Source organism: Polaromonas sp. P2_G11, from assembly GCF_056403595.1.
The window spans coordinates 772,637-787,407 of the sequence record NZ_JBFUFE010000002.1 but is presented as its reverse complement, the minus strand read 5'-3'; the positions used below and the strand labels follow the sequence as shown (position 1 = coordinate 787,407).

Sequence of the window (14,771 nt, the reverse complement as noted above, 5' to 3'; positions counted from 1 at the left end):
TGCCCTTTCTGAAGGAGCAGGGTTTCATTCATTATGATGCCCGGTTCAGAGGACTTCGTAAATGCCGGCTGCGCCCATGCCGCCGCCAATGCACATGGTCACGCAGACGCGCTTGGCGCCGCGGCGCTTGCCTTCGATCAGCGCGTGGCCCGTCAGGCGCTGGCCGGTCACGCCGTAAGGGTGGCCGACGGCAATCGCACCGCCGTTGACGTTGAGTTTGTCCATGGGAATGCCCAGCTTGTCGGCGCAGTACAGCACCTGTACGGCGAAGGCTTCGTTCAATTCCCACAGATCAATGTCGCTGATCTTCAGGCCCAGCTTGGCCAGTACCTTTGGAATGGCGAAGACCGGGCCAATGCCCATTTCATCGGGTTCGCAACCGGCGACGGCAAAGCCGAGGAAGCGGCCCAGGGGTTTAAGGCCCTTTTTCTCCGCCAGGGTTTCGTTCATGACAACCACGGCGCCGCCGCCGTCGGAGAACTGGCTGGCATTGCCGGCCGCGATCACGCCGCCAGGGATGGCCGGCTTGATGCCGCTGATGCCTTCCTTGGTCGTGCCTTCGCGGATACCTTCGTCCTTGCTGACGGTGACCTCTTTGGTGGTCAGGCCCATGATCTTGTCGGCCACGCCGGCTGTCACGGTGATGGGGGCGATCTCAGCTTCAAAGAGGCCCGCAGCCAGCGCGGCCGTGGCCTTTTGCTGGCTCAGCGCGCCGTATTCGTCCATGCGGTCGCGCGAGATGTTGTAGCGTTTGGCGACCTGCTCAGCGGTCTGGAGCATGTTCCAGTAGATCTCGGGCTTGTTCTTGGCGAGCCAGGTTTCCTGCAGCATGTGGGTGTTCATTTCCTGCTGCACGCAGGAAATGCTTTCGACGCCGCCGGCCACGTAGATGTCGGCTTCACCGGCGATCACGCGCTGGGCCGCCAGGGCGATGGTCTGCAGGCCGGACGAGCAGAAACGGTTGACCGTCATGCCCGATACCGTCACCGGGCAGCCGGCGCGCAGCGCAATCTGGCGTGCGATGTTGGCGCCGGTGGCACCTTCGGGCGTAGCGCAGCCGATGATCACGTCATCGACCTCTGCGGCCTCGATGCCGGCGCGCTTGAGCGCGTGCTCAACGGCGTGTCCGCCCAGGGTGGCGCCGTGCGTCATGTTGAAGGAGCCCTTCCAGCTTTTGGCCAGGGGGGTGCGTGCGGTGGAAACGATTACTGCTGAAGTCATGGAATTCTCCGGATTCTGGGACGTTGATCTGTGCGGTCTGCTGGACTTAGGTAGACAGGTTGAAGGTCTTGCCTTCGGCTGCAAGCTTGGCCAGCAGGGGTGCGGGCTTCCAGAATTTGGCGTCGTCCAGCGGGTTCTGCGCGAAGCGGTTCATGCTTTGCACCACATTGAAGAGGCCGACCTGGTCGGCGTACAGCATGGGGCCACCGCGGTAGACCGGGAAGCCATAGCCCATGATGTAGACCATGTCGATGTCGCTGGCCTTGGAGGCGATGCCTTCTTCCAGGATGTGCGCGGCTTCATTTACCAGCGAATACACCAGGCGCTGCACGATTTCCTCGTCGGAAATCTTGCGTGGCGTGATGCCCAGGCTCTTGCGGTGGTCTTCAATCATCTTGACGACTTCAGCGTTCGGGATCGCGTCGCGCTTGCCGGGTACATAGTCGTACCAGCCGGCGCCGGTCTTCTGGCCGAAGCGGCCTTTCTCGCACAGCAGGTCGGCCGTTTTGCTGTATTTCATGTCCGGCTTTTCGGTGTAGCGGCGCTTGCGGATCGCCCAGCCGATGTCGTTGCCGGCCAGGTCGCCCATGCGGAACGGGCCCATGGCAAAGCCGAATTTCTCGATGGCCTTGTCGACCTGCTCGGGGGTGCAGCCTTCGTCGAGCAGGAAACCGCCCTGGCGGCCGTATTGCTCGATCATGCGGTTGCCGATAAAGCCGTCGCAGACGCCCGACACCACGGCCGTCTTTTTAATCTTTTTACCCACGGCCATCACGGTGGCCAGCACGTCCTTGCCGGTCTTGGCGCCGCGCACGACTTCCAGCAGCTTCATCACATTGGCCGGGCTGAAGAAATGCAGGCCGACCACGTCTTGCGGACGCTTGGTGAAGTCGGCGATTTTGTTGACGTCCAACGTCGAAGTGTTGGACGCCAGGATGGCGCCCGGCTTCATCACGCGGTCCAGTTCCTTGAAGACCTTCTCCTTGACGCCCATTTCTTCAAACACGGCCTCGATCACGAGGTCGGCGTCTTTGAGGTCGTCGTAGCTCAACGTGGTGCTGAGCAGGCCCATGTGCTGGTCATATTTATCCTGCTTAAGCTTGCCCTTCTTGACCTGGGCCTCGTAGTTCTTGCTGATGATGCCGAGGCCTTTGTCCAGGGCCTCCTGCTTCATCTCGAGAATCTTGACCGGGATGCCGGCGTTCAGGAAGTTCATGGCGATACCGCCGCCCATGGTGCCGGCGCCGATCACGGCCACCGAATTGATCTCGCGCTTGGGCGTGTCTTCCGGCACGTCGGGGATCTTGGAGGCCGCACGCTCAGCCATGAAGATATGGCGCAGCGCGCGGCTTTCGGGTGTCCACATCAGGTTGATGAAGCACTCGCGCTCAAAAGTCATGCCGTCTTCGAATTTCTTCTTGGTCGCTGCTTCGACCGCGTCCACGCACTTGAGCGGCGCGGGGAAGTTCTTGGCCATGCCCTTGACCATGTTGCGGGCGAACTGGAAATAAGCGTCGCCATTGGGGTGCTTGGCGCGCAGGTCACGCACCAGCGGAAGCGGCCGGGTGTCGGAAATCGATTGGGCAAAGGCCAGGGCTTCCTGGGCCAGCGATTCGGGCGAGGCAGCAAGCTTGTCGAACAGTTTCTGGCCGGGGATTTGCGCGAGCAGTTCGCTCTTGACGGGTTCGCCGCTCACGATCATGTTCAGGGCCGGTTCCACGCCGAGCACGCGCGGCAGGCGCTGCGTGCCGCCGGCGCCAGGCAACAGGCCGAGCTTGACTTCAGGCAAGGCCACGTTGGTGCCAGGCGCGGCGATGCGGTAGTGGCAGCCCAGGGCCAATTCCAGGCCGCCGCCCATGCAGACGGAATGGATCGCGGCGACGATAGGCTTGCCGGAATTCTCGACCGCGCGGATCACGCTCAGCAGATTGGGTTCGATCAGCGCCTTGGGCGTGCCGAACTCTTTGATGTCGGCGCCACCCGAAAAGGCTTTGCCTGCGCCGGTGATCACGATGGACTTGATGGCGGCATCGGCATTGGCCTTCTGGATGTTGTCGGTCAGGCTCAGGCGCGTGGCGTGGCCCAGGCCGTTGACGGGTGGGTTGCTCAGTGTGATGAGCGCGACGGGGCCGTGAACTTCGTAAAGGGTGGTCATTGCGTTGCTTCTTTCCTTGATGGAGTTTCAGTTTTTGGTTGTCTCGGCTGGCGCTGCGGCCCGGCACGCGCTGGTCGGGCGCACAAAAAAGTACGACCGTTCTTTTTCCATTGTAGGGGGCGTTTGTGACGGCACAAGTCCCCGGATGGACTGTTCAGTCTATTTTTGTCCCTGCGGTGACAGCCGGGGACGATCCACACCGTTTTTTACACCTCGAGCCACTCTTTGCGGATGTAGGCATCAGCCCGCAGGCTGTCGGGGGTGCCGTCAAACACGATGCTGCCGTGGCCCATGACCAGCGCGCGATCGGAAATCGCCATGGCAATCGTCAGTTTCTGTTCGATCAGCAGCACCGAGATGCCCTTGGCCTTCAGCGTTTGCAAATACTGCCCCACCAGCTCAACAATTTTGGGCGCAAGGCCTTCAGTGGGCTCGTCGATGATGATGAGGTCGGGATCGCCCATCAGCGTGCGGCACAGCGTGAGCATCTGCTGCTCGCCGCCCGAGAGCACGCCGGCCTCGGTGTGCTGGCGTTCGCGCAAGCGCGGGAACATCTGGTACATGTCCTCAAACGACCAGCGCGAACCCTTGCCCGAGCCCTTTTGGCCCAACAAAAGGTTCTGGTGCACCGTGAGCTTGGGGAAGATGTCGCGGTTTTCCGGCACATAGCCTATGCCCAGGTGGGCAATCTGGTAGGCCTTCTTGCCGGCGATTTCCTGCTTCTTCCAGAGGATGGAGCCCTGGCAGTCAACCAGGCCCATGATGGCCTTGGCCGTGGTGGAGCGGCCCGAACCGTTGCGACCCAGCAAGGCGACGATCTGGCCGGGCTGCACGTCGAAATGGACACCGTGCAGTACGTGGCTTTTGCCGTAGAAGGCGTGGAGGTTCTGGATATGGAGCATCAGTGACCTCCTCCGTGAGCTTGTGCGTCTGCTACTGAAGAGCCCAAATACGCCTCTTGCACGCGCTGGTCGGCGCGCACGGCCTCGGGCGTGTCGTAGGCAATGATCTCGCCATAAACCACCACCGCAATCTTGTCGGCCAGGCCGAACACCACGCCCATGTCGTGCTCCACCGTCAGCAGGGTCTTGCCCACGGTGACCTCCTTGATCAGGTTGATGAAGCGGCTGGTCTCGGACCGGCTCATGCCGGCCGTCGGTTCGTCCAGCAGGATGACGTTGGCGCCGCCTGCAATCGTGATGCCGATTTCCAGCGCGCGCTGCTCGGCGTAGGTCAGGTTGGTGGCCAGCACGTCACGCTTTTTGTCGAGCTTGATCATGGCCATCAACTCGTCGGCGCGCTCGTTGGCGTCATCCAGGTCGGCCAGGAAGCGGAAGAACGTGTACTTGTAGCCCAGGCTCCACAGCACGCCGCAGCGCAGGTTTTCAAACACGCTGAGTTTGGGGAAGATATTGGTGATCTGGAAGCTGCGCGACAAGCCCAGCCGGTTGATTTCAAACGGCTTTTTGCCGTCGATGCGCTGGCCGTTGAGCAACACTTCGCCGCTGGTGGGCTCAAAACGGCCGCTGATGAGATTGAACAGCGTGGACTTGCCCGCGCCGTTGGGCCCGATGATGGCGACGCGCTCGCCGGCCTGCACCTTCAGGTTGGCGCCGCGGATGATTTCGGTCTTGCCAAAGCTCTTGCGCAGGTCTTTGAGTTCAAGCGAATAGTTCATATCAACCTCCCCACCAGCCAGGGCCGCGGAACCGGCTTTGCCGGGCCGCAGGCGCAGCGCCCCCTCGGGGGGCAGCGACGTACACGAAGTGACGAGCGTGGGGGCTCACAGTAATTCCCTTCGCTTGATTTCTTTCTCGATGTCATTTTGTATCTGGCCCCATTGCGTGAGGAATTGCCGGCGTGTGAGCTCAAACAGGCCCAGGCCGGTGACAAGCACGAAGCCGGCGCCCAGCCAGCTGTTGAGGTTGGTGGCGTTGAGCCGCACGCCCATGAAGCCGAGTTCGGGGCCCAGTGCCGCGTTGAGCTGCAGGTGGTAAATCATTTCCACCATGGCGGCCGCGCCGGCCAGCGCGGTGAGCGCTGTCACGGCCAGTCCCAGGTAGCCCACCCACAATTCCCGCAGCTTGCCGAAAGAGGCCACGCGCAAGTTCATCATGATCAGGCTGGCGATACCACCGGGCGCATACATCACCATGAAGAGGAAGATCAGGCCTACATAGAGCAGCCAGGCCATGGAGAGCTCTGAAAGCAGGATCAGCGCCAGCACCAGCAGGCCGGCGCCGATGATGGGGCCGAAGAAGAATGTCGCCCCGCCCAGGAAGGTGAACAGCAGCAGGCTGCCCGAGCGCACACCGCTCACCACTTCCGCCGTGACGATTTCCGAATTGATGGCCGCCAGACCGCCACCTATACCGGCGAAGAAACCGGCAATGATGAAGGCGTAGTAGCGCACGCGCTGCGTGTTGTATCCGATGAACTCCACGCGTTCGGGGTTGTCGCGCACCGCGTTCAGGATGCGGCCCAGTGGCGTGCGGGTAAACGCAAACATGGCCGCCGTGCAGATGAAGCAATAGAAGGCGATCAGGTAATAGACCTGGATCTGCGGGCCGAAGCTGATGCCGAAAACTGGCCTGCCATAAGCGCGGTTGGTGGTGATGCCGCCCTCACCGCCGAAAAACTCGGGGAACATCAGCGACATCGCAAACACCAGTTCACCCACGCCCAGGGTGATCATGGCAAAGGTGGTGCCGGCCTTCTTGGTCGTGACGTATCCCAGCAGCGCAGCAAAAACCAGACCCGAGAGGCCACCCACCAGCGGAATCAGCGTCAGCGGGATGTAGAAGCTGCCTTTGGTGGCCAGATTCATCGCGTGCACGGCGAGGAAAGAACCCAGCCCGGCATAGACCGCATGCCCGAAACTGAGCATGCCGCCCTGTCCCAGCAGGATGTTGTAGCTCAGGCAGATGATGACCAGGTAACCGGCCTGCGACAGCATGGTGAGCGCCAGGCTGCTTTTGAACATCAGCGGCGCGACGATGAGCAGCAGCGCGTACAGCGACCACAACAGCCAGCGGCCGACGTTATAGGGTTTGAATTCGTGAAAGGGTCGAGTCATATTGGTCTGCCTAGCCTTCGCGTGTGCCCAGTAGACCTTTGGGCCTGAAGATGAGGATCAGCACCAGGAACAGGAACGGCAGAATGGGGGCGACCTGTGAAATGGTGAGCTTGAGCAACGGATAGCCGAAGGAATCAGGCGTCACGGTGTAGCTGAATTTGGCCAGCAGCGTCATGAGCGACTGGTCCATGGCCACGGCAAAGGTCTGGATCAGGCCAATCAGCAGTGAAGCCAGAAAAGCGCCGCTGAGCGAACCCATCCCACCCACCACCACGACGACAAAGATGATGGCGCCGACCGAGCCGGCCATGGCGGGCTCCGTCACAAAGGTATTGCCACCAATGACGCCGGCCAGGCCCGCGAGCGCGGCACCGCCACCAAAGACCAGCATGAAGACCCGCGGCACGTTGTGGCCCAGCGCTTCCACCGTTTCCGGATGGGTGAGCGCGGCCTGTATGACCAGGCCGATGCGTGTGCGCGTGAGCAGCAGCCAGATGCCGGCCAGCATGGCCAGCGAAATGAACATGATGAAGGCGCGCGACTTGGGAAAGTTGGTGCCGAACACCGTGAACAGCGGGCCCTGCAAACCCTCCGGTAACACATAGTTGACGGCCGAGCGGCCCCATACCAGCTGCACCAGCTCCAGCAGCAGGTAGGACAGCCCGAAGGTAACCAGCAGCTCGGGCACATGGCCGAACTTGTGCACCTTGCGCAGGCAAAAGCGCTCGAAGGCCGCGCCCATCACAAACACCAAAAGCGGTGCCACCAGCAGCGACCACCAGAACCCGATGACCTGCGAGGTGCTGTAGGCAATGTAGGCGCCGACCATGTAGAAGGAGGCGTGCGCAAAATTGAGCACGCCCATCATGCTGAAGATCAGCGTCAGGCCGGAGCTCAGCATGAACAGCAGCAGCCCGTAGCTGAGGCCGTTAAGCAGGGAGATGGTGAAAAATTCCAAATTCATCAATGACCGCCTGAAGCTGGAAGGTAAAACAGATACGGGCAGGAAACTGCCGGGATAAAGAAAAAGGCCCGAATGGGTCGGGCCTTCGCCGGTCAGGCGGCCGCCAGGGTCTTAGCCCGGACGCTTCATCTGGCAAGAGGTAGGCGTGCTGGCCACATAGGGCTCATAGTATTTGACCGGCACAAAGGTGTAGCCTGTATTCTCGGCATCGTAAGGGTATTTGCCGCCGGCTTTTTCCCATTTGTCGATGTAGAGGCCCTGCTGCAGTTGGTGGTCGGTCTTGCGCATCTCGACATCGCCGTTGAAGCTCTTGAAGCGCAGGCCTTCCATGGCCTTGGCCACGACGGCGGGTTCAGTCGATTTTGTCTGCGCCATGGCTTCGGTCAGGATGGTGAAGGCATGGAAGATCGCGCCGGTGTAGAAGTCGTCGTTGAACTTCTTCTTGTAGTCGGCCTGGACCTGCTGGATCTCGCCGCCCATGTTGAGGTGGTTGTAGGACACCATGTAGACCCGCCCGGCCGAGGCCGCGCCCAGCGCGGTCGGCGTGCCGGTGACGCCGGCGTAATAAGTGTAGAACTTGACGTTGTTCAGGCCCGCTTCGTTGGCGGCTTTCACCAGCAGCGAGAGGTCGGAACCCCAGTTGCCAGTGATCACGGTGTCGGCACCCGACTGCTTGATTTTGGCGATGTAGGGCGCAAAGTCGCGCACCTGCGCCAGCGGGTGCAGGTCCTCGCCGACGATCTGGATGTCGGGGCGTTTGCTGGCCAGGTTGGCCTTGGCGAACTTGGCGACCTGCTGACCGTGCGAGTAGTTCTGGTTGATCAGGTAGACCTTCTTGATGTCGGGCTGGTCCTTCATGAAGGCCGTCAGCGCTTCCATCTTCATGGAGGTGTCGGCATCCAGGCGGAAGTGCCAGTAGTCGCACTTGCTGTTGGTGAGGTCCGGGTCCACCGCGGCGTAGTTGAGGTAGACGACTTCCTTGCCGGGATTGCGTTCGTTGTACTTGGACAGCGCGTCCATGATGGCCAGCGCCGGGCCGGAGCCGTTGCCCTGCACCACGTAGCGCGCGCCCTGGTCGATGGCCGACTTCAGCGCGTTGGTGGTTTCCTGTGGGCTGAGCTTGTTGTCGATGCCGATGATCTCGAACTTCACGCCGGCCCTGTTCTTCCTGCTGAACTGCTCGGCCAGGAACTGGAAGCCCTTGAGCTGGTTGGTGCCCACGGCCGCCATCAGGCCGGACAGTGGATCAAGCCAGGCGATCTTGACAGTCTGGTTCAGGTTGACGGCACCGGTGGCCGGTGCTGCCACTGCAGCTTTGGCCGGCGCTGCGGCCTTGGCGGGCGCCTGGGCCAGCGCCATGCCGCTGTAAAGCATGGAAGACACCGCCAGGGCGATGCCTGCATGCCGTGCGAAAAATCTGTTCTGGGTTGTCATCCCTTGTCTCCTGGAAATTGTATGAATGCGCGGTGAATCCGCAGAGGGAACCGGCAAAGGTTAGGTCAAATGATGTTGCACTGCGTCAGGGAATGCCCTAGCCGATGTCACGAACGTGACCCCCACGCTCCTCACTTCGTGTGTCGCTGCCCCCCGAGGGGGCCGCTGCGCCTGCGGCCCGGCAAAGCCGGTTCCGCGGCCCCTGCTTGATTAATACCGCCCCACTCTATGGCAGCGCTCAGGCCTGTGGCAATTTGTAATCTTTAAGAAGTTCGCGCAGCTTGGTTTTGAGCATCTTGCCGGTGGCGCCCAGGGGAATCGCGTCGACGAAGACGACGTCGTCGGGGATTTGCCATTTGGCGGTCTTGCCTTCGTAGAAGCGCAGCAGCTCGTCGCGCGTGACTTCCATGCCGGGCTTTTTCACGACCGCGATGATGGGGCGCTCATCCCACTTGGGATGGGCCACGCCTATGCAGGCAGCCATGGCGACGGCCGGGTGCGCCACGGCGATGTTCTCGATCTCGATGGAGCTGATCCATTCGCCGCCGGACTTGATCACGTCCTTGCTGCGGTCTGTGATTTGCAGATAACCGTCGGCGTCTATGGTGCCGACGTCGCCCGTCGGGAACCAGCCGTCCACCAGCGGGTCGCCGCCCTCACCCTTGAAGTATTCGCGCACAATCCACGGCCCCTTGACGTAAAGGTCGCCAAAGACCTTGCCGTCCCAGGGCAGCTCTTCACCGTTGGCGTCGACGATCTTCATGTCGACGCCGTAGATGGCGCGCCCCTGCTTGAGGCGTATCTTCATTCTTTCTGCTTCCGGCAGCGTGTCGTGCTTGTTCTTGAGCGCGCACAGCGTACCCAGCGGGCTCATCTCGGTCATGCCCCAGGCGTGCAGCACTTCCACACCGTAGTCTTCACGGAAGGCATTGATCATGGCCGGTGGACAGGCTGAGCCGCCGATAACGGTGCGGCGCAAGGTGGAGAACTTCAACCCTGACGGCTTCATGTGTGTCAGCAGCATCTGCCAAACGGTGGGCACGCCGGCGGCGTAAGTGACCTTTTCGGCCTCAATCAGCTCATAGATCGATTTGCCGTCGAGCGCAGGCCCTGGAAACACCAGCTTGGCCCCGGTGAGCGCGGCCGAGTACGGAATGCCCCAGGCATTGACATGGAACATGGGCACGACGGGCAGGATGGCATCCCGTGCGGAGATGGACATTACGTCAGGCAGCGCGGCCGCGTAGGCGTGCAGCGTGCTGGAACGGTGGCTATAGAGTGCGGCCTTGGGGTTGCCCGTGGTGCCGCTGGTGTAGCACATACTGGAAGCGGTGTTTTCGTCAAAACTGGGCCAGGCGTAGTCGGCGCTTTGTGCGCCCATCCAGCTTTCGTAGCTTTGCAAATCCGGAATGCCCGAATCGGCCGGCAACTTGTCAGCGTCGCACAGCGCGATGTAGTGCTTGATGGTCGGGCACCTGGCATGCACGGCCTGCACCAGCGGCAGAAAACTCAGGTCAAAGCACAACACCTGGTCTTCGGCGTGGTTGGCGATCCAGGCGATCTGGTCCGGATGCAGGCGCGGGTTGATGGTATGCAGCACCCGGCCAGATCCGCTCACGCCGTAATAAAGCTCCAGGTGCCGGTAGCCGTTCCAGGCCAGCGTGGCAACGCGGTCGCTGAATGCGAGCTTCAGGCCGTCCAGCGCATTGGCAACCCGGCGCGCCCGATGGGCGACATCCTTGTAGGTGTAGCGATGCAGGTCGCCCTCCACGCGGCGCGAGACGATTTCGGCGTCGCCATGATGGCGCTCCGCGAATTCGATCAGGCCGGAAATCAGCAGCGGCTGGCTTTGCATTAACCCAAGCATCGGGAAGTCTCCATTGGTTAAATAGTGTTCAGCAAGCGGTCATCATGCCGCAGCGCACCATGACGGTCATGCGGGATTGCCCGTGAAATCACGGGTTCATGTCAGGTAGGGGACAATTTGCCGATGACCTCTGCAAACCTTCCGGCGCCCGACGATGCAGGTTCCTCTGCCGGTACCTCGCTGACCTGGAGCAACAGCTTCGCCCAACTGGGTGGCGACTTCTACACCCGCTTGCGGCCGCAGTCCCTGCCTGACCCCTATTGGGTTGGCCGCAGCCGCAGCATGGCGCACGAGCTGGGACTGGGCGCAGAATGGCTTGAATCACAGGCAGCCCTGGAAGCCTTGAGCGGCAATGGCGTCCTGCCTGGCTCCGAGCCGTTGGCCAGCGTCTACAGCGGTCACCAGTTTGGCGTCTGGGCCGGGCAACTCGGTGACGGCCGCGCCTTGTTGCTGGGCGAAATCAGTACTCCGCGCGGGCCGCAGGAAATCCAGCTCAAGGGCGCCGGCAAAACACCCTACTCCCGCATGGGTGATGGCCGGGCTGTACTGCGCAGCTCGATTCGCGAATTTTTGTGCTCGGAAGCGATGCATGGCCTGGGCATTCCCACCACGCGGGCGCTGTGCGTTACCGGCTCCGATGCAGCCGTGCGGCGCGAGGAGATCGAGACCGCCGCCGTGGTGAGCCGCACCGCGCCAAGCTTCATCCGCTTCGGCCACTTCGAGCATTTCAGCTACAACGACCAGCATGCGCAGCTCAAGGTGCTGGCCGACTACGTCATCGACCGGTTTTACCCCGCCTGCCGCAAGGCAAAGCAACCTTATGCGGCGCTACTGGAGGCCGTCAGCGAAAAGACCGCACACCTTATGGCTGCGTGGCAGGCTGCAGGTTTTTGCCATGGCGTCATGAACACCGACAACATGAGCATCCTGGGGCTGACCATTGACTATGGCCCGTTCCAGTTTCTCGATGCGTTTGATCCTGGCCACATCTGCAACCATTCGGACACCCAGGGCCGATACGCCTATAACAAGCAGCCAAACATGGCCTATTGGAACCTGTTTTGCCTGGGGCAGGCTTTGCTGCCGCTGATTGAAGACCAGGAGCAGGCTCTTGCAGCCCTGGAACCCTACAAAACCGTGTTCCCTGAGGCATTGCAGGCCCGAATGCGCGGCAAACTTGGCCTGGCGGACGAGCAATCCGAGGACAAGGCCCTGGTGGACAACACCTTCAAACTGTTGGCCGCCAACAAGGTGGACTACACCATCTTCTGGCGGCGCCTGAATGGTTTCACGGCACAAAGCGGCCATGAACCCCTGCGTGACCTGTTCTTTGACCGGGAATCCTTCAACGCCTGGGCGCTACAGTATTCAGAGCGCCTTGCGCAAGTGGATCAAGGGCTGCGGGCTGATTTGATGCTTAACAACAATCCCAAGTTCGTGCTGCGCAACCATTTGGGGGAAGAAGCCATACGCGCCGCGAAACTAAAAGACTTTTCCGGGGTCGACACCTTGCTTGCCTTGCTGCAGGCCCCATTTGAGGAGCATCCGGGGCATGAGAGCTTTGCGGATTTCCCCCCAGACTGGGCCTCATCCATTGAAATCAGTTGCAGTTCGTAACACCTCCGCCAACTCACGCCAGGAACAGAACATGAGCACCAAGATCCAGAAAACCGACGCCGAGTGGAAGGCCCTGCTGGCCGAAAAAGGCGCTGAGCCTGCGGCCTTTGAAGTCACGCGCCACGCCGCCACCGAGCGCCCCTACACCGGCAAATACGAAGCCGTCTGGGCCGACGGCAGCTACCATTGCATCTGCTGCGGTGCCAAACTGTTTGAGTCGGAAACCAAATTTGACGCCGGCTGCGGCTGGCCCAGCTTTTCGGAAGAAGCCGTGCCCGGCGCGATTGAGGAAATTGTGGACCGCAAGCACGGCATGGTGCGCACCGAAACCGTGTGCGCCAGCTGCGGCGCGCATCTGGGCCATGTGTTTCCCGATGGGCCGTCTCCCACAGGCCTGCGCTACTGCATGAACTCGGCAGCGCTTGATTTCAAGAAGAAGTGAAGCCCCCACGGTCGCTCGCTGCGCGTAGCTTCCTGCCCCCCCGAGGGGGCCGCCCGCCTGCGGCCCGGCAAAGCCGGTTCCGCGGCTCATGCTTGCTAATTCGGGACCCAACGCCAGTGAGCTCTTTCGCTTCTTTTACCCCGCGATAATCTGTTTATGAAAATTCTTTTCGACTTTTTGCCGATCGCCCTTTTTTTCGGCATGTTCAAGTACGCCGAAGGCAACAAGGACTGGGCCGCCGCTACAGCCACCGAGTGGCTGGGTTTTATGGTTTCCGGGGGAGTGGTGGGTGCGGCTGAAGCGCCTGTGCTGCTGGCTACCGTGGTTGTGATCGTTGCCACGCTGGCCCAGATCCTCTGGCTCAAGGTAAGCGGCAAGAAGGTCGACACCATGCTGTGGATCAGCCTGGGGCTGGTGACGGTGCTCGGCGGCGCCACCATCTATTTCCACAGCGAGAGCTTCATCAAATGGAAGCCCACGGTACTGTACTGGGTGATGGGCGGCGCGCTGCTGCTGGGGCAGCTGGTGTGGAAGAAAAACGGCATCAAGTCGCTGATGGGCGCGCAGATGAACTTGCCTGACCCGATCTGGCGCGTGGTCAATTTCAGCTGGGTTGGTTTTTTTGCCGTGATGGGCCTGCTCAATCTGTGGGTGGCTTTCACGTTTTCCACCAGCACCTGGGTCAACTTCAAGCTGTTTGGTGGCCTCGGTCTGATGGTGGTGTTTGTGCTTGCGCAGGCGGTGTACCTGAACAAGCACATCAAACCAGGCGCCACACCATGAACGCCGGCGTTTCCAGCGCCCTGCCCGTGCGCACCCACGAGATCGAGCAGCAGCTCAAGGCGCGGCTTCAGCCCACCCGACTGGAAGTGCTGGACGAGAGCGCTTCCCATGCCGGGCATTCGGGCGCTAACGCGGAAGGCTACGGTACCCATTTTCGCATCCGCATTGCCAGCCCGCTCTTTACCGGCAAGAGCCGGGTGGCGCGCCACCGGCTTGTGTATGATGCAATGCAAAATTTCATTGATCAGGGCCTCCATGCCCTGGCGATTGAAGTCATCGAGTCACCCTGAATCTGCGCTGATTTGCCCCGGGGATTTCGGCACAGAGCCGCAGCAACGTCAGAACGCATTGCCAAACGCTTTCAAGCATTACCAAAAGGACTACAAAAACATCATGAAGAAACATCTTTTACTCGGCACCGCCGTAGCGGCACTGCTGGCACTGGGCGCGCAAGGCGCCATGGCGCAGAACGTGGCCATCGTCAATGGCAAGGCCGTTCCAAAATCGCGCCTGGACTCGCTGGCGCAACAGGTCGCCAAGTCCGGCCGGCCAGTAACGCCTGAGATGGAAGGCCAGCTTCGTGAAGAAGTAATTGCGCGCGAAGTGTTCATGCAGGAAGCGGAAAAGCGGGGCCTGGCTTCCAGCGATGACATCAAGGTGCAAATGGAACTGGCACGCCAGACCATCCTGATCCGCGAACTGTTTTCTGACTTCCAGAAGAAGAATCCGGTGACCGATGTCGAGCTGAAGGCTGAATACGACAAATTTGCCGAAGCCAATGGCGGCAAGGAGTACAAGGCCCGCCACATCCTGGTCGAAAAGGAAGCCGAGGCCAAAGAGATCATTGCCAGCCTGAAAAAGGGCGGCAAGTTCGATGACATCGCCAAGAAGAAGTCCAAGGATCCCGGATCCGGTGCCAAGGGCGGCGACCTGGACTGGGCCAACCCTTCCAGCTATGTGCCTGAATTCACCGAGGCACTGGTCAAGCTCAACAAGGGCCAGACCACCGATACCCCGGTGAAAACCCAGTTCGGTTACCACGTCATTCGTGTGGACGACATCCGCACGGCCCAGCTCCCGTCCTTCGAGGAAGTGAAGCCGCAGATCGCTCAGCAAATGCAGCAGCAAAAGCTGGCGGCGTTCCAGGAAGAACTGCGCAAAAAAGCCAAGGTCGAGTAAGCGGCACATCGCTGCGAGCGCCCTGCCCGCCTT

The 14,771-nt window shown here is 61.0% G+C and carries 13 protein-coding genes; 5 read left to right on the top strand and 8 right to left on the bottom strand.

Annotated features, from left to right (window positions below; all coding sequences use genetic code 11):
* Positions 1-45: 45 nt before the first annotated feature.
* The 8 genes from AC1DWQ_RS10300 to AC1DWQ_RS10265 form a co-directional block, all read right to left on the bottom strand.
* A complete protein-coding gene (locus AC1DWQ_RS10300; protein ID WP_477669522.1) occupies positions 46-1,221 on the bottom strand; it encodes an acetyl-CoA C-acyltransferase in 1,176 nt (391 codons plus the stop codon).
* 46 nt (positions 1,222-1,267) lie between these two features.
* Positions 1,268-3,376 carry a 3-hydroxyacyl-CoA dehydrogenase NAD-binding domain-containing protein gene (locus AC1DWQ_RS10295; RefSeq protein WP_477669521.1) on the bottom strand — a complete coding sequence of 703 codons (2,109 nt, stop codon included), beginning with the start codon at positions 3,374-3,376 and terminating at the stop codon, positions 1,268-1,270.
* 206 nt (positions 3,377-3,582) lie between these two features.
* On the bottom strand, positions 3,583-4,278 hold the full coding sequence (locus AC1DWQ_RS10290; RefSeq protein WP_477669520.1) for an ABC transporter ATP-binding protein: 696 nt from the start codon (positions 4,276-4,278) through the stop codon (positions 3,583-3,585).
* Positions 4,278-5,054, bottom strand: a complete 777-nt coding sequence (locus AC1DWQ_RS10285; protein WP_477669519.1) for an ABC transporter ATP-binding protein — start codon at positions 5,052-5,054, stop codon at positions 4,278-4,280. The genes AC1DWQ_RS10290 and AC1DWQ_RS10285 overlap by 1 nt, the downstream gene beginning before the upstream one ends.
* A 105-nt stretch (positions 5,055-5,159) precedes the next feature.
* A complete protein-coding gene (locus tag AC1DWQ_RS10280; RefSeq protein WP_477669518.1) occupies positions 5,160-6,452 on the bottom strand; it encodes a branched-chain amino acid ABC transporter permease in 1,293 nt (430 codons plus the stop codon).
* Between the two features lie 10 nt (positions 6,453-6,462).
* Entirely contained in the window at positions 6,463-7,416 is a 954-nt protein-coding gene (locus AC1DWQ_RS10275; RefSeq protein WP_477669517.1) for a branched-chain amino acid ABC transporter permease, read from the bottom strand.
* A 111-nt stretch (positions 7,417-7,527) separates the two neighbouring features.
* Complete coding sequence (locus AC1DWQ_RS10270) at positions 7,528-8,775, bottom strand: branched-chain amino acid ABC transporter substrate-binding protein (protein ID WP_477669626.1); 1,248 nt, start codon at positions 8,773-8,775, stop codon at positions 7,528-7,530.
* 313 nt (positions 8,776-9,088) lie between these two features.
* A complete protein-coding gene (locus AC1DWQ_RS10265; protein ID WP_477669516.1) occupies positions 9,089-10,717 on the bottom strand; it encodes a 3-(methylthio)propionyl-CoA ligase in 1,629 nt (542 codons plus the stop codon).
* Positions 10,718-10,840: 123 nt separating this feature from the next.
* Between AC1DWQ_RS10265 and AC1DWQ_RS10260 the strand changes: the two genes are divergently transcribed.
* The 5 genes from AC1DWQ_RS10260 (at position 10,841) to AC1DWQ_RS10240 (ending at position 14,738) form a co-directional block, all read left to right on the top strand.
* Positions 10,841-12,334, top strand: a complete 1,494-nt coding sequence (locus AC1DWQ_RS10260; RefSeq protein WP_477669515.1) for a protein adenylyltransferase SelO — start codon at positions 10,841-10,843, stop codon at positions 12,332-12,334.
* A 31-nt stretch (positions 12,335-12,365) separates the two neighbouring features.
* On the top strand, positions 12,366-12,776 hold the full coding sequence (gene msrB, locus AC1DWQ_RS10255; protein WP_477648405.1) for a peptide-methionine (R)-S-oxide reductase MsrB: 411 nt from the start codon (positions 12,366-12,368) through the stop codon (positions 12,774-12,776).
* Between the two features lie 156 nt (positions 12,777-12,932).
* Entirely contained in the window at positions 12,933-13,559 is a 627-nt protein-coding gene (locus tag AC1DWQ_RS10250; protein ID WP_457280850.1) for a septation protein A, read from the top strand.
* Entirely contained in the window at positions 13,556-13,849 is a 294-nt protein-coding gene (locus tag AC1DWQ_RS10245; protein ID WP_477669514.1) for a BolA family protein, read from the top strand. The genes AC1DWQ_RS10250 and AC1DWQ_RS10245 overlap by 4 nt, the downstream gene beginning before the upstream one ends.
* A gap of 103 nt (positions 13,850-13,952) precedes the next feature.
* Positions 13,953-14,738 carry a peptidylprolyl isomerase gene (locus tag AC1DWQ_RS10240; protein WP_477669513.1) on the top strand — a complete coding sequence of 262 codons (786 nt, stop codon included), beginning with the start codon at positions 13,953-13,955 and terminating at the stop codon, positions 14,736-14,738.
* The last annotated feature ends 33 nt before the right edge of the window (positions 14,739-14,771 follow it).